Annotated in this window: 15 protein-coding genes, 1 tRNA gene and 1 other RNA gene; 9 read left to right on the top strand and 8 right to left on the bottom strand. The window is 67.3% G+C overall.

Going from position 1 to position 15098, the window contains the following annotated elements; translation table 11 throughout:
• Positions 1-135: 135 nt before the first annotated feature.
• Positions 136-1419, bottom strand: coding sequence for an ROK family protein (locus ACFWUR_RS29400; RefSeq protein ID WP_378911172.1), 1284 nt, complete (start codon positions 1417-1419; stop codon positions 136-138).
• Positions 1420-1781: 362 nt separating this feature from the next.
• Positions 1782-2363, bottom strand: coding sequence for an HhH-GPD-type base excision DNA repair protein (locus ACFWUR_RS29395; RefSeq protein ID WP_378911170.1), 582 nt, complete (start codon positions 2361-2363; stop codon positions 1782-1784).
• A gap of 25 nt (positions 2364-2388) precedes the next feature.
• Here ACFWUR_RS29395 and ACFWUR_RS29390 point away from each other — a divergent pair, with 25 nt between their 5' ends.
• Positions 2389-3231, top strand: coding sequence for a methyltransferase domain-containing protein (locus ACFWUR_RS29390; protein WP_378911169.1), 843 nt, complete (start codon positions 2389-2391; stop codon positions 3229-3231).
• Here ACFWUR_RS29390 and ACFWUR_RS29385 read toward each other — a convergent pair.
• The 3 genes from ACFWUR_RS29385 to ACFWUR_RS29375 form a co-directional block, all read right to left on the bottom strand.
• Complete coding sequence (locus ACFWUR_RS29385) at positions 3228-4517, bottom strand: aminotransferase class I/II-fold pyridoxal phosphate-dependent enzyme (protein WP_378911167.1); 1290 nt, start codon at positions 4515-4517, stop codon at positions 3228-3230. The genes ACFWUR_RS29390 and ACFWUR_RS29385 overlap by 4 nt on opposite strands.
• A gap of 166 nt (positions 4518-4683) precedes the next feature.
• An RNA gene (gene ffs / locus ACFWUR_RS29380) (signal recognition particle sRNA small type) lies at positions 4684-4778 on the bottom strand.
• 23 nt (positions 4779-4801) lie between these two features.
• On the bottom strand, positions 4802-5377 hold the full coding sequence (locus ACFWUR_RS29375; RefSeq protein WP_378911166.1) for a TetR/AcrR family transcriptional regulator: 576 nt from the start codon (positions 5375-5377) through the stop codon (positions 4802-4804).
• A 130-nt stretch (positions 5378-5507) separates the two neighbouring features.
• Here ACFWUR_RS29375 and ACFWUR_RS29370 point away from each other — a divergent pair, with 130 nt between their 5' ends.
• From ACFWUR_RS29370 to ACFWUR_RS29360, 3 genes are all read left to right on the top strand, one after another.
• Complete coding sequence (locus ACFWUR_RS29370; RefSeq protein ID WP_378911164.1) at positions 5508-6521, top strand: hypothetical protein; 1014 nt, start codon at positions 5508-5510, stop codon at positions 6519-6521.
• 67 nt (positions 6522-6588) lie between these two features.
• Positions 6589-6676: transfer RNA gene (locus tag ACFWUR_RS29365), tRNA-Ser, on the top strand.
• A 260-nt stretch (positions 6677-6936) separates the two neighbouring features.
• Entirely contained in the window at positions 6937-7365 is a 429-nt protein-coding gene (locus ACFWUR_RS29360; protein ID WP_378911163.1) for a DUF5994 family protein, read from the top strand.
• Positions 7366-7392: 27 nt separating this feature from the next.
• Here ACFWUR_RS29360 and ACFWUR_RS29355 read toward each other — a convergent pair whose 3' ends face one another.
• Positions 7393-8844, bottom strand: coding sequence for a threonine/serine exporter ThrE family protein (locus ACFWUR_RS29355; protein ID WP_378911162.1), 1452 nt, complete (start codon positions 8842-8844; stop codon positions 7393-7395).
• A gap of 368 nt (positions 8845-9212) precedes the next feature.
• Here ACFWUR_RS29355 and ACFWUR_RS29350 point away from each other — a divergent pair, with 368 nt between their 5' ends.
• Positions 9213-9857 carry a helix-turn-helix domain-containing protein gene (locus ACFWUR_RS29350; protein WP_378911160.1) on the top strand — a complete coding sequence of 215 codons (645 nt, stop codon included), beginning with the start codon at positions 9213-9215 and terminating at the stop codon, positions 9855-9857.
• Positions 9858-10124: 267 nt separating this feature from the next.
• Positions 10125-10607: a helix-turn-helix domain-containing protein gene (locus ACFWUR_RS29345; protein ID WP_378911159.1), complete on the top strand. Its 483-nt coding sequence runs from the start codon at positions 10125-10127 to the stop codon at positions 10605-10607.
• A gap of 33 nt (positions 10608-10640) precedes the next feature.
• Here ACFWUR_RS29345 and ACFWUR_RS29340 read toward each other — a convergent pair whose 3' ends face one another.
• Together ACFWUR_RS29340 and ACFWUR_RS29335 are read right to left on the bottom strand one after the other, a co-directional pair.
• The gene (locus ACFWUR_RS29340) at positions 10641-12071 is read right to left on the bottom strand and encodes a WS/DGAT domain-containing protein (RefSeq protein ID WP_378911157.1); all 1431 of its coding nucleotides are present in this window, start codon (positions 12069-12071) and stop codon (positions 10641-10643) included.
• A 96-nt stretch (positions 12072-12167) separates the two neighbouring features.
• Positions 12168-12377, bottom strand: a complete 210-nt coding sequence (locus ACFWUR_RS29335) for a DUF397 domain-containing protein (protein WP_378911156.1) — start codon at positions 12375-12377, stop codon at positions 12168-12170.
• A 421-nt stretch (positions 12378-12798) separates the two neighbouring features.
• On the opposite strand from ACFWUR_RS29335, the gene ACFWUR_RS29330 reads away from it, so the two are divergent.
• The 3 genes from ACFWUR_RS29330 to ACFWUR_RS29320 are packed head-to-tail and all read left to right on the top strand — an operon-like array spanning position 12799 to position 14961.
• Positions 12799-13284 (top strand): DUF309 domain-containing protein, encoded by a 486-nt coding sequence (locus ACFWUR_RS29330; protein WP_378911154.1) that lies wholly within the window; start codon positions 12799-12801, stop codon positions 13282-13284.
• A 9-nt stretch (positions 13285-13293) separates the two neighbouring features.
• The gene (gene gluQRS / locus ACFWUR_RS29325) at positions 13294-14214 is read left to right on the top strand and encodes a tRNA glutamyl-Q(34) synthetase GluQRS (RefSeq protein WP_378911152.1); all 921 of its coding nucleotides are present in this window, start codon (positions 13294-13296) and stop codon (positions 14212-14214) included.
• Between the two features lie 45 nt (positions 14215-14259).
• Positions 14260-14961: an RDD family protein gene (locus ACFWUR_RS29320; RefSeq protein ID WP_378911151.1), complete on the top strand. Its 702-nt coding sequence runs from the start codon at positions 14260-14262 to the stop codon at positions 14959-14961.
• Positions 14962-15098 lie beyond the last annotated feature (137 nt).

Here is a 15098-nt window from a genome sequence, read left to right as displayed (position 1 = left end):
TTGTTTCCCCCACTACGCCCAACCATGGGGGGGCCCCCCCGCGGCCCCTCGGGGCCGCGGACACGCGCGCGCCAGCGCGCCAAAAACACAGCATCGAACCGTCCGGGACTACTCGACCCCGAGTCCCAGCCCCATCTACACCCGACGAACAGCCGCCAACGGATCCGCATACAGCGCACTCAACGACGTAACCACCGCGGCGAACTCCTGCACCTTCCCCCCGAATCCACTGATCCGAATATCCGTAGCAGCCAACTGCGTACTCTGCGAAAACGCCCGAGCCACATGCCCCAGCGCGGGCCGATAGCCCGTAAACGCCTGTCCGCCCAGCACAACCCGATCCGGGTTCAGCATGTCGCGAACCAGCGCGACGGTCTGCCCGAGCATCGTCGCCCGCTCGGCCAGCAATTCCCGCGCGGCATCGGACCCCGACTCAGCCGCCCGGTACAGATCGTTGATCGTCGTCCCGGCGGTTCCGTTGTGCGCCGGGATGATTCCGCGACCCACCGCCCGAGCTTGCAGCGCCCGATCGCCGACGGTCACTTCCAAGCACCCACGCCGCCCGCACGTGCACCGCACATCGGAGCCGGTCGGCAGGTGCGCGATCGACCCGGGCCCATTGCTCGGCGTATGTACCCGCCCGTCCAGAGTGACCGCGATGCCCGCGGTCTCACGGACGTAGAAGTAGAGGCTGCTGCCGTGCTGAGCAGCGGCGGGAAGTTCGGTATCGGGCTCGGGCCGGCGAGCGTCGAAGGTGGGCAGCAGCAGCTCCGAAGCCGCCATCGCCTCGACATGCGGTGCGACGGAGACCGGCAGCTCGAGCACCTCGCCGAGCACCTGCCCGATCGGCGCGCCCTTCCATGCCAGCTTCGGATGGTCGACGACACCGCTGTGCGGGTCCACCCGCCCACCGATGGCGACGCCGGCCCACAGCGGCGTGCGCCGATGCCACCGCTGGAGAAACGCTGTGGCGCTGCGCGCGACGGTGGTGACCGCGAATTCCTGCCCGGTCTGCGGCGTGGCGATGGCGAGCCCGCCGAGAATCCGGCCGCGCAGGTCGGCGGCGACGATCTTCGTCGCCTCGGCACCGATGTGGATACCCAGCGTCAGGTAGGCCTCGTGGTCGATCTCGAACGGTACCCGGGGCCTGCCGACAGCACCCGCGGCGGTCAGATCGGGCCGCTCGCGCAGCAGGCCCGCCGAAAGCAGCGATGCCACTTGCCGATTCACGGTGGCAATACTCAATCCCGTTGCGCGGGCGGCATTGTCACGGGATATGGGACCCGATACCGCGGTTCGTAGCACCGCGGCGGCGGGGTTGTCGCTACGCCGCAGCTCCGGCGGTACGACGGGTCGAGACATGCGAGGGCGACCTGCGCCCGTCCGGAGGACGGGGCGATCGATGATGGGAGCAGACATATGGAGTTCCTTGCTGAAATCCCGTTGTCCCAACGAGATTGCCTACACGTATGACGTGGCGGCCAGCGAGCCGGAAAGGACTCAGCCGCAGTGGCAGGAACGACACAGTTCACGCGTCAACGGCAACCGCAGACCCAGAGCGGCTGTCACATAGGTGACCCGCTGGGCGGTGAGATGGTTGCCGGACATAACAATCAAGCTAACACCGAACCCGGACCCCTCCAAGCCGAACCGGCGAATTGTGCCGCGCGGCACACCATCGCCGCAGGTCAGAACGCCACCCCAGGAGCGCAATGGGCGAAGCAACCCGCGACGGGGTGTCGGCGCTATGTACCGGGGCGGTATTTCAGCAACGAAGGCAACTACTTTTCGGCCGCTTTGGCCTCGGCCTTCGCCTTTTTCTTGAACTCTCTGACCTCGGACAGACTTTCGGCATCGACAACATCGGCGACCGACCGCCGCGATCCGTCGTCGCCGTATGCCCCCACGACCGTGCGCCAGCCCGCCGGTTCCACACCGCGCTGTTTGCCGAGCAGGGCGAGGAAGATCTTGGCCTTTTGCGCACCGAACCCGGGCAGGTCCTGCAATCTGCGCAGCACCTCTTTCCCGTCGGGGTCGCCCACCGTCCAGATCCCCGCGGGTTCGCCGTCGTAGTGCTCGATCACGTATCGGGCCAACGCTTGCGCCCGCCGCGCCATCGACCGCCCATATCGGTGAATAGCGGGCGGTGTCGCGGCGATCTCTTCGAATTCGGCCGGATCGGCCTCGGCGATCTGCCGCAGCGAAAAGCCGCCCATCCGGTCGGCGAGCTTGCGCGGGCCACGAAACGCGTGCTCCATCGGATACTGCTGGTCGAGCAACATGCCGACCAGCAGCGCGAAATCATCGGTACTGAGAAGCTCGTCTGCCTCGGGTTCCTGAGCGAGACACAGCGTACGGGTCATACATTCATCGTGACACAATTCACTGATGCCCTCGAGGACAGCTCCCACACCGGCGGTGCGCATGACCGACTACATTCCCCGACCCGACCGCTTCGACAGCGCGGGCAAAGATCAGCTGATCGACGCCCACGACCTGGAGGTCACCCAGCCCGGTATGCGCACGCTGGGCGCGTGGAGTCATCGCGCGCTGGCGGTGCGAGCAGGCGAGAGCGCGCTCGACATCGGCTCCGGCACCGGGTCGGAGGTATTGGCCTTCGCCGACGCCGTGGGGCCGACGGGCACCGCCGTCGGCGTGGAACCCGATCCGAATCTGCTCGCCTCCGCGCAGCGCCGCACGACCGCGGACGGGTCGAGCGCGCGTTTCGTTTCCGGCGACGCCTACGGGCTGCCGTTCGGCGGTGACACCTTCGACGCTGTGCTGTGCGAGCGTGTTTTCCAGCATCTCACCGCACCCGCGCGGGCCGCCGCCGAGATCGCCAGGGTGCTGCGCCCGGGAGGACGCGCGGTCGTGGTCGACTGTGACTGGGCGACGTCGATCGTGCATCCGGGCGATCGCCGGGTGGTCGACGCGGTGATCGACACCTTGATCTCCTCGACCACCAACCCGCTGTCGGGGCGCAGGCTCGGCGGATTGCTCACCGGCGCCGGACTGGTCGTCGACGAGATCGGTTCCCACGCGCTGGTGCAGGATCGCACGGTCGGGGCGGGCGCGCTGGTGAGCCGGATCGCGGAACTGGCCGCGCTGCGCGGGGTGATCACCACCGCCGAGCGCGACCAGCTCATCACCGATCTTCAGGCAGGCGCCGACCGCGGGGACATCCACATCTCCGTGACCCTGTTCGGCGCCCTGGTCCACAAGCCGAACTAGGCGTCGAGCAGCTTCTCTGTCGCCGCGAGCAGCACGCAGGTCGCGAGTCCGTCCATCGCCTTCTCCAGTTCCGGCAGCTGCGGGAAACTGGGGGCGATGCGGATGTTCTTGTCCTCGGGATCCTTGCTGTACGGGAAGGCCGAGCCCGCGGCGGTGAGCGCGATGCCCGCTTCCTTGGCCAGGGCGATCACCCGTGCCGCGGTGCCGTCGAGCACGTCGAGGCTGATGAAGTAGCCGCCCTTGGGTTCGGTCCACGACGCCACCTTCGAGGCGCCGAGACGGTCTTCGAGGATGCGGCGAACGAGCGCGAACTTGGGTTCGAGCAGCGCGCGGTGCTTCTGCATGTGCTCGCGCACGCCCTCGGCGTCGGTGAAGAAGCGCAGGTGCCGCAGCTGATTGAGCTTGTCGGGACCGATGCTCTTCTTCGACGCGTGCGCCAGGTACCAGTCGATATTGGCCTGCGACGCTCCGAAGAAGCTCACGCCCGCACCGGCGAAGGTGATCTTGGAGGTCGACGCGAACACCAGCGGACGGTTCGGGTTGCCCGTCGCCTCGGCCAGCCCGAGCACGTCGACGACGGGCGCAGCGGTGTCGGTGAGGGGGTGCACCGCGTAGGCGTTGTCCCAGAACAGGCGGAAGTCGGGCGCCGCGGCGGGCATCGAAACCAGTTCGCGGACAATCTCTTCGGAGTAGACGACCCCGGTGGGATTGGAATAGTTCGGCACCGCCCACAGGCCCTTGATCTGCGGATCGTTCGCGAGCAGCGTGGCGATGGCGTGGGTGTCGGGGCCGTCGTGGCGCATCGGGATGGTGATCATCTCGATGCCGAGGGCCTGGGTGATGGCGAAGTGCCGGTCGTAGCCGGGGGCCGGACACAGCCACTTGATCGGTTCGTCGCCGGCCCAGCGACGGGGGGAATCGGGGGTGCCGTAGAGCATCGCGAACACGATGATGTCGTGCATGATCTCGAGGCTGGCATTGTTGCCCGCCAGCAGTCGCTCGACGGGGATGCCGAGCAGTTCGCCGAAGATCGCGCGCAGTTCCGGGAGGCCGGTGAGGCCGCCGTAGTTGCGGCAGTCGGTGCCCGACCCGTCGCGGAAATCGCCGGTACCCGGCAGGGAGAGCAGCGAGGAGGACAGGTCGAGTTGCTCGGGCGAGGGCTTACCTCGGGTGAGGTCCAGCGTGAGCTTCTCGGTTTTGAGCGTCGCATAGTTCGCGGACTGGGACTCGTGCTCGGACACGAGTTCCTCGTGGCTCATCAAACCGATCTGCGTTTGCCGGGGCATCCTGGGCAGCCTTTCGAAGCAGCAAGGTGGGGTGCACGCCGCGCGTGCTGACATCCGCAACGTTACCCGGCGGCTGCTCGGAATCGGTGGGGTATCCGGGCCCGGATCAGGCTCGCACGCTGCGAAGGTGCGTAGGCCGATCGGCTGAAAGAGGGACCCCTGAAATTAAAGGGGACCCCGCGCACCCGGCAGAGCCCGTTGACCCTTGCTGCCTTCCGGCCCTGGGGGAGTTCACAGGATGCTCGCCGCGCGGGATCCGTCGGCCAGTGTAGCGGTTGTTCGCACTAGGTGCGATTCCGGTCTTCGAACAGCAGGTCGGCGGCGCGCGTGAGTACTTCGACGCGGGTGCGGCCGTCGTGGTCGGCCGCTAGGAAGTGACTGCCGATGGAGGCGCAGAAGGCGAGCAGACTCCTGGCTTCGACCTCGTCGGGATCTTCGCAGAACACGCCGATTGTCTCGCGCAGCAACGCCATCCGCGCATTGTCGACCCGGCGCAGGCGGGCGGCGACCTCGTCGTCGCGTCGAGCCCAGTCACGGATCGCGAGGTCGATCGGGAGCAACCGATTGCTGGAGAAGGTGAGCAGTCCGGCCACCCGCGCCTTGGTCTTGGGGTCGAGGCCCGCGTGCTCGACCTGTTCGAGCACCTGGTCGGTGGCCTCGTTCTCCCACACGTCGAGCATCGCCGTCAGCAGTGCGTCCCGGTCGGCGAAATAGCCGTAGAACCCGCCCTTGGTCACGCCGATGCGTTTGGCCAGCGCCTCGACGCGCACGGCGTCGACGCCGGCGGAGGCCAGCACGGCCAGACCTTCCTCGACCCATCTGCCCCGGGGAGTTCGCGCGGTAGCCACGACGTGTTCCACCTCATATCCATCGACGACGACCACACTCGACCGGTCGATACGCGAGTGTACGCAGCCGTATAACCGCCGCGCTGACGGTGACGCTGGCTACGATCTACCCGATATCGGCAGCGGGGGGTTCCGGTTCCCCATGACTGGAGAGGGGGGCCCGATCGTGACCGGCCCGAATCAGCAACCACCCGGCGACGGTGTGCCGCCGTCCGACCCCACCGTCGCGTGGTGGGAACGACCCGGCGAAGGCGCAGGCCAGAACCCCGCGCAAGCCGACCCGACGGTGCTGCGCGGCAACATCGGCGCGCCAGGCCCGTACACCGCACCGCCCACGCCCTATCAGAGCGGTGCGAATCCCCAGCCCTACACCGCGCCGCCGGGGCCCTATCAGAGCGGTGCTAACCCACAACCGTTCCCGCAGCCGCAGCCGTACGTACATCCGCAAGCGGGCGCTTATCAGGCGCCCCCGCCGCAGTGGGGCGCGCCGCCGCGTCCTCCGTCGTCGGGCAACAAGGCGGTGTGGTGGATCGTCGGTGGCGCGATCGCCGCGGTGGGCGTTCTCGTGATCGGGCTGATCGCGTTCGCGGCCAACAGGGTCGACGATGACAACCCCTTCGGGGCCGATCCGGAGGAATGGGCGGGCAGCTACGTCTACAAGGACGGCAAGAACGCCTGCGACCTGGTCGACCTCACCGTGCTGAACCAGTGGGCGTCCACCCGCGAGACCACCACCCACACCGAGCGCGGACCGTCGGAGTACATCGGTGGCGGTTCCTACGACTGTGACGCCAAGAACAAGGACTCGGGCCGCAACGCCGACGACGCGACCCTGGGGCTCGAGGTCGAGTACAAGACGAAGAGCGAAACCGAGTCCGACTACGCGCGGTGGAAGGGCTACGACACCAAGACCACCGGCAAGGATTACGACCACGGCCCGGTGAGCGGTCTCGGCTCGGAGGCGTATTACGCCGCCGAGCAGCACATCTACGGCTCCATTCCCAGCGATTACACCATCGTGGTGGCCGCGCACGACAGCAATATCTCGGTGAAGGTGGAGATCGAGGTGTCGTCGATGCGCACGGTCGACAAGGCGGCGATGCGCACCGCCGCCGAGACGCAGGTCCGCAAGGTGCTGGCGGCTTTGAAGAAGTAGCAGGTCAGACCTGGTCGTAGGGGGCCGGTTTGGCATCGACCCCCTACGACCCGCTATGCTGCTCCACGGAGGATTCGCCTAGTGGCCTATGGCGCTCGCCTGGAACGCGGGTTGGGTTAACGCCCTCAGGGGTTCAAATCCCCTATCCTCCGCCACAGCAGGGCCCTGATCGGTTCGCCGGTCGGGGCCCTGTTCGTTTAATCGGTGGATCTGTCAGTGGGCTTCCGTAGAGTGAGCCCCGATGGTGCGGGAGACCCCCACCACACCCATATACCGTTGTCGCCGCCCCCAACATTCATGTGCGTGCCGACACAGTCCAGTGGGTACTCAGCCTTCGCGCCGGTCCGAGTTGGGACCGCGCCGATCGGTGCCGCGAGCGGCCCGATCGCACAAAATCAGAAAGTAAAAGAACGAAGTGAATACATCACCTGACACGGGCATCGGGCGCGACGCGTCCGGGCCGATCCGGCTGATGCTGCGTGACCGCACAGCCACCACCGGGCCGATCGACGGCGCCTGGTGGCCTCGAACCGATCAGCCGATGACCGAGTTGCACCAGTTGGTCACCGCGGTCGGGCCGCGGATCGGCAAGCTGGCGCGGCTCGGATTCGACTGGAACGCCGGTGAATCCGCTGACAGCACAGTCCGTAACGACCAGGCCGCGCGCATCATGCACGTGGTCGGCAGCAACGGCGCCGCGCTCGCGCTGCTGGTCATCCCCGCGGCTACCGAGGCACCGGCCGCGCGCAGCCAGATGCGCTGGGCGGCAGGCAAGCCGCGCGTGCAGGACCCGGCGCCCGCCGACACGGCGGCCGACGGCCCACGCACCCTCGTACAGATCTGAGGGCAGGGGCCGCCGAGCGGATCTGGTTCATCGGTCGCTGGTGAAGGACGGATCGAAGTCGCGCGGCGCACCACGACGGCTCAGCAAGCGGTCGAACCATTCACCGAGGATGACACCCGCGGCCAGCGCGCACCCGACACCGAAGGCCCCGAGGATCTGCCCGAAACCGAGCAGCGTTTCGTCCTCCAACATCGCGTACAGCCCGCGATACACCTTCAGGCCCGGCAGCAGCGGCGTGATGCCGGCCGCCGCGACGACCAGGGGCGGGGTGAGCGCGCGGCGCGCCATCAGGCCACCGGCCAGACCGATCACGGTGGCTGCCATTCCCGCCGACACCACCGGCCCGAAGCCGATGTCCTGCGCACCGAGGTAGGCCATGGTGCCGCCCGCACCGCTGAGTCCGGCGGCGAACAGCGCGCGCCGCTCGGCGTAACAGGCCATCGCGAAGGCGATCGCCGCGACCGCACCGGCCACCAGTTTGATCGCCAGATACTCGGTGTCGCGGCCCGCGCTCGCCGCGATCTCCGGCACCGCGATCCCCATCATCGTCGAAATCCGCAGTGCCAGACCGATGCCCGCCACGATGCCGCCGGTCATCATCACCACTTCGAGCATCCGGGCGGCCGCGGTGATCGGCGCGCCGGTGATGGCATCCTGCACCGAACCCACCAACTGCTGACCCGACAGCAGCACCGTGATACCCGCGGCGACGATCAGCGCCGCGTCGGAGCGCCAATGGTCGCTGATCGAGGCGAGCGCGATGGCCGGGATGGTGGCGATGACACCACCGATCATGTGCTGGAAGAACATCGGCAGCCCGAGTTGATGCAGGAACCGGTTCACCATGTCGATCACCGCGGTGGTCACGAAACTGATCGCCGCGAGGACGAACCCACCACCGAGCAGAACCGCGATCGCCGCGGCCAACAGCGACCAGCCCACTGTCGACACCCAGCGCGGATAGGGGTGCCGGGACGAGATCAGCTCGTCGAGGGCGGCGTGCGCCTGGTCGACGGGGACGAGCTGGCTGCGGATGCGACGCGTCAACCGGTCGACCGCGGCCAACCGCGTGAAGTCGAGCGAGCGGTACTTCACCACGCGCATATCGCTGGCCGGCGGCAGGCTGGGCCCGCGATCGGCCCAGATGCGGATCGCGTCGAAGGTGACGTCGATATCGCAGCTGTTCAGGCCATAGGTCGAGGCGATGAAGCGAACCTGCGCCGAGGTGTCACCGACACCGGTGCCCGCGGAGAGCACCACCTCACCTACGCGCACAGCCAGGTCGAGTACCTGCGACACCTCGGCGTCGTCGGAGAGGTCGATCGGTCGCAGCGGGGTGGGCGCGGTGACGATGTTGTCGGCGGTGGCCCGCTGCGATGGCAACACGAACGGCCTGCGCAGCCGCCACCACCGTTGGCGCAGACCTGGGCGTTCGAGAACTGTGGCGCCGTCGCCTTCCGCCAAGGGGTCCACACTCATACCTCGACGGTAATAGCGATCGCACTACCTTCGCCGTCTCGCAATCAGTTCGTCAACGTGTCGGGCGTGGATTCGGCGGGCCAGGATCACGTGACGGCGCCGTAGGGTCAGATGTCATCGATCAATCCGGTGCTGTAGGCCGTCGCCGCCAGGTGCTGTAGGCAGCGCGGCCCGCATCCGTTGTGCTGAGTCAGCACGAAACGGGCCTGCTGGAGCGAAGAAATGGGAGAATCGGCCACACAGTCGGCATGTACGGCGCGCCAGTGGTCTTCGTAGCGGAGGGTGGCGGCGCGCGAGGTCGGCGGGTCTGGTGCGGATGTGTCCAGCAGGGTGTGACGGGAGGGGCAGGCAATGGAGGCGATGACTGTATGAACACCGGGACGGGGAAGGTGATCCAGGAGCGGCGCAGGCTGCTCGGGCTCTCCCAGCCCGCGCTGGCCACCGCGATCGGGGTGAGCTCGCGCCAGATCACCAGGTACGAGTCCGAGGAGCAGTCGCCGACGCTGCCGGTCGCGGTCCGATTGGCCGACGCGTTGCAGGTCTCGCTGGCGGAACTGGCCGGCATCGTGGACAACCGCGTCGACCTGGCGGGTCACTGGTGGGCAGCCTGGCAGAAACCGGCGAATCACTCCGACGAGGTCGAGGTAGCGGCGGTGACCATCCGGCACGAGGGTGACCATCTGATGCTCGACTCGGCCGCCGAACCACCCGCGCCCGAGGCTGATCCGGTTGTCCAGGTGCGTGGCGAGATGCGGGTGTGGGAGGGCGAGGCGCTCACCGGCTGGGTGCGCGGCATGGATATCGCGTTCCCGGTCGGCACCATCTATTACTCGCTGCACCCCCAGGGGGCTCATGCCGTCGGCTCGTGGACGACGAAATCGGGCCCCGACGGTCTGGTGCGCGGCTGGAGCGTCCTGGCGCGGGAGAAGTCCGACGCCGAGAAGCTTCTCGCGGAGATGTTGCGCACCGACGGCAACGTCGAGTCGTGGCCGGGACCTTCGCGCTCGGACTGAAGCCGCCGACGGATCTCGGCGACGCTCGGCCGCGGGTGTTCGCGCGGCGGCACGAGTAGTAGGTAGCGGCTCAGCGCCCCGAACCCGAACAGTCCCACAGCAATCCACAGATAGATCTCCATCGGTTCCCCTCCGAACGAGTCAGTGCTTGCACGGGTGGCGCGGTATTGTGGTCCCTGAGCCGCCACGAGAAAGTATGGTCGCCGTCAAGACCTTTTGGACAGCAAAAAGCGTCTACAAACGTCTACAGTTCTCTACGATGGGTCCATGTCCAGTCGGGGCGAGCAGGGGAACGGCATCGTCGGAGCTCGGTTGCGGCGTCTGCGGGAAGAGGCGGGATTGTCGTTGGCCGCGTTGGCCACTCGCGTTCCGTACAGCAGGGCGGCACTCGGCCACTACGAAACCGGTACGCGAGCCGCATCTTTCGAAGTGATCGCCTGGTACGAACGCGTGCACGCGCAGTCGGCGCCCGCGCTGCCCACTACCCGTCGACGCGACCCGCGCGCGGCCGACGCGGCCCTCGCGACAGCGATCGCCGCCGCGCATCGGACCGGGCCGCTCATCGAGATCGGACGACCCCACCAGGGTGACAACGGCACCGGATACTTCTGCCCGTTCCGGATCGACGGTGTGATCGAGGGCGAAGCCGCTGGGACCGATCCGGCGACGGCATTGCACTCGGCGCTGCTGGCGGTGGGCGCGGAGCTGCACCGAGCGGGAAACAGCGTCGGCCCCGGTCGAATTCGATAGATACCGGGCCGCGGTGACCGACCCGGCCGTTCCTCAGCGGTGCGCCGCGACGACCGTGGCCAGCGACTCGGTGAGCAGTTCCAGATATCGGTCGGGGTCGGGCACCACCCGCGCATCGGAATGCACCGACAGCGTGACGGTGTCACCGATGCCGTGGACGCCGTGGGTCAGGTGCATCACGCTGCCCAAGGCGGGGAAACCACCGGTGAACAGGACCGGCGCGCCCGCGAAGGCGAGGTCGGCCGGGCCGCGGTAGACGCTCGAGACGACGGTGTTGCCGTCGAGGGCGGCGGGCACGTTGTCCAGGTCGGCACGGGCGACATCGCGTACCGCCAGGACAGCGGGAATCACCTCACCGACTCGATCCTGGGCGGCGAGCAGCGGATTCAGCGCTCGTTCGCGGCGGGAGGCGATGTCGGCGGCGATGAGATTCGCACGCCTACACAGGTCCGGTTCATCGATACGCAGGTCGATGGACAGTCCGCGATAGTTGTTGCGGGCCGCGCTCGGCGTCGCAAGCGCCATCGGTAGGGCCGTGCCCAATCGTTGCGGTGGTTCGCCGCGTTCGGCCAGGTAGTCGGTCAGCGCGCACGAGATAGCCGTCAGCGCAATAACAGTGACGGTTCTGCCCGGAATACGAAGGGCGTCCGCATCGACCACCACCATGCGGACGGTGTGGTCGCCGACCGCGGCCGCCGGGTTCAGCACACAGGGCGCGAATCCGGGTGTGGCGGCCGGTACTTCACCCGCGGCCGTCCGAGTCGCCAGTTCCCGCTGTGCCAGGTAGGCAGCCCGCCCGCGCCACACCGTCGCGGCCACCTGCGTGGGAAAACGCAGCACTCCAACAACTCTCGAATGCCACCGCCCGGAGATCCATCCACAGGGTTGTCCACAGGATTCCGTCGGCTGCGCAGACGTTTTGGCAGGTCCGACCAGGTGATGCGTCGAGTTGTCCACAGGGTCGGCGCGCGGGCTGTGGACAACAGTTTCATCCACAGCTGTCCCGAACAGCGCGCGGGCGATAGCGGCGGCGCGGGTTCCGTCGGCCAGCGCGTGCGAGAGTTGCAGCACCACCACCACAACCGGCTCCGCCGACCGCGGTGCGCCGTGTACCGCCCGGAAAACATGGACGCGCCAGGGATATTCGGTCGCGACGACGCCGGTTCCCAGGAGTTCGCCCAGATCTGTGAGCAGCGCCCGCCATGACAGGCCGTCCGGCTGGTGGTACACGAATTGCTGGGAAGTGAATTCGGCCGGAACCCAGCGCGGATAGCCCAGATCACCCGGCGTCTGCTGTAACCGGATCCGCAGATCCGGAATGCGCGCGGCGCGCGCGGCGACGAAAGCGCGGAGTTCGTCGGTGGCGGTATCGGTTTCGGCGAAAGAGTAGAGCAGGAACACGTCGTTGGCGGTGCGGCGCGACAGCCAGAACATCGTCGCGTCACGCGCGGCCATCGTGGTCATGCGGCCACGATAGGCCAACCCGCCGAGGTCACCGAGAAGGCCCCGAGTCTGCTCGACTCGGGGCCGGTATTGACCGTTCGAGATGCATCGCGCGAGTCAGCCGCGCGCGAACTCTCCCGAGGTGACATCGGCGAGAAAGGCTCGCCACTGCCCTGGACCGAAGGCCAGCACGGGTCCGCGGCCGCGATCCTTGGTGTCACGAACGGCGATATCGCCGCCGGCGAGAAAGGCGACTTCCACGCAGTTCCCATCGGGTCCGCTGTAGGTGCTCTTCCGCCATACAGCGTCGGTCACATCAACTTCCACGGCACTTGCTCCTTTGTGGTCCATCGAGAAGAGGGATAACTCCTGGAATCGTTGCAACATTCCGAAATCCGGCGCGACCGATGAGTTACTTCGTGGCACACGAGGCACTGCCACACGGCGCGCGCAACTGACCGGCACGAACCAGCGCATCGAGGCGTTTCCGCCCCCGGGGGCTGCCCCCGCGGAAGAAACACTAGCAGGTCTTCCGCAATGTTGCGGAAGAGAATTTGCTTTCCCATTCTATTTTGCCAAGCTTGCGAAGCTTCACGTTTGCGGGGGCATTGCCAGACCCCCTACCCATTCCTGATCCCGTTGACACATCCCGATTTACTTCCATGTGATTAGTCCGTGATACGTCAATTTCTCGCACACCTCAGCTGTCACATGAGCACCATCGAGGGCAGGCGTGGATCATGGGGGAATGATCTCCCGTGACCGTGACACCGCAGGTCGTGCCCGCAACGACCGCCCGCGCGACCGACTCGGCCGACCGCTGCCCCCCGGCAGTGCCGGAGTCGCGCGAATTCCCGACGACCTCGAGCTCGGCCCCCAGCAAACCTTGACCTTCGCTCAGCAACTGCTGGACGACGGATTGGCATTCAATGCCCACGAGGTATTGGAGGCGGCATGGAAGAACGGGCCGGTTGCCGAGCGGATGCTCTGGCAGGGGTTGGCCCAATACGCCGTCGGCCTCACCCACATCCAGCGCGGCAACGCCAAAGGCGCGGGTACTCTGCTGCGCCGCGCGAGCGAGCGGCTCGGGTCCTATCCGGCGAATGCCCAGCAGCACGATGTCGACCGCGCCGGCCTGATCGCGCACGCACAGCGGTTGCTCGCCGCGCTCGATGCCGGCGAGGTCATCGCCGAGGATCGCCTGCGGACGCGGCTGTGCCACGAGCCCACCTAGGATCGAGGCGTGCCAACGAGTCCAGGCGCGGGCCGCTACGCGCCGAGCCCGTCGGGCGAGCTGCACGTGGGAAATCTGCGTACCGCGGTGCTCGCCTGGCTTTTCGCGCGCACTTCCGGGCGCGAGTTCCTGCTCCGTGTCGACGATCTGGACCGGGTGCGGCCGGGCGCCGCCGAACGCCAACTCGACGACCTCGCCGCGATCGGCATCGACTGGGACGGCCCGGTGCTCTACCAATCCGAACGGCTACCGGTGTACGAGGCCGCCGTGGCCGCACTCACCGCGGCCGGACGCACCTATGAATGTTTCTGCACCAGACGAGAAATCCAGCAGGCCGCCACCGCGCCCCATGCGCCGATGGGCGCCTACCCCGGCACCTGTCGGCAGCTCAGTGAGGCCGAACGCGCCGCCAAGCAGGCCGAGGGGCGCACCGGCGCAGTGCGATTGCGCGCGGAGGTGACCGAGTACGAGATCACCGATCTGCTGCACGGTCGATATCGGGGCGCGGTCGACGATTTGGTGCTGCGTCGTGGCGACGGAATCCCCGCGTACAACCTCACCGTTGTGGTCGACGACGCCGCTCAAGGCGTTGACCAGGTGGTTCGCGGTGACGATCTGCTGGCGTCCACTCCTCGCCAGGCCTATCTCGCCCACCTGCTCGGACTCGCCGTCCCGACCTATGCCCACGTGCCGCTCGTGCTCAACGCAGCGGGGAAACGGTTGGCCAAACGTGATGGGGCCGTGAGCCTTTCAGATCAACGAGCCCTGGGTCACCCGCCCGAGGACGTACTGGCGGCCATCGCGGATTCGCTCGGATATTCCGCGCGATCCACAGCAGAGCTTCGCGAAGTATTCGACCCCGCCCGCATCCCTGAGAAACCGTGGATACTCGAGTCTATCGGGTTGTTCCGACCAGAGGGATGTCCGTAACGTACGCATAGACCGATCTAGAAGATCAAAACGAGGACTGAGATTATGACCAGCGGTGGTTACGACCCCAACCAGTACCCGCAGGGCGGTCAGCCCGGCGGCTACGGCCAGGATCCCTACGGCCAGCAGCAGCCGCAGCCGGGCTACGGACAGCAGCAGCCGTACGGCCAGCCCGGACACGGCGGCGCACCCCAGCCCGGTTACGGCCAGCCCGACCCCTACGGCCAGCAGCAGCCGGCCTACGGGCAGGACCCGTACGGTCAGCAGCAGGGCTACCCGCAGCAGGGCCAGTACGGTCAGCAGCAGGTCTTCGGCGGCGCGCAGCCCGCCGACTTGGGCACTCGCTTCGGCGCGCGAGTCATCGATCAGCTGATCGTGGGCATCCCGCTCTCGATCGTGCTCGTGGTGATCCTCGGCAGTGGCACCGGCGGCCAGCTCGTCAGCGGTTTGATCGTCTCGCTGGCGGCTTACGGCTACTACGTGGCCATGGAGGTCACCCAGGGCGGTCAGACGCTGGGCAAGAAGATGCTCGGCCTGCGCGTGGTCGCACCCGGCGGCGCACCGACTCTGACCCCCGAGCAGTCGCTGAAGCGCAACCTCTTCATCGCCCTCTACGCGATCCCCTGCATCGGCCAGCTCGCCGCCCTCGCCCTGTGGATCTACATCGCGGTCACCATCAACAACGACCCGAACAAGCAGGGCTGGCACGACAAGTTCGCCGGCGGCACGCAGGTCGTCAAGGCCTGATTTCCCGCACCTGAGCACAACACCAGGGGCGCTTCCGGATTCTGAACTGGTCCCCGATAGTTGGACTGGCCAAGTAAGAGCCTAAACCGCGAGGGCCTGAGCCCGGTACTGCACCGGACTCAGGCCCTCGAGCTTTG

The organism is Nocardia sp. NPDC058633, from assembly GCF_042717045.1.
Classification (GTDB): domain Bacteria; phylum Actinomycetota; class Actinomycetes; order Mycobacteriales; family Mycobacteriaceae; genus Nocardia.
The sequence above is the reverse complement of the archived record's forward strand: the minus strand, read 5'-3'. Positions and strand labels throughout refer to the sequence as shown.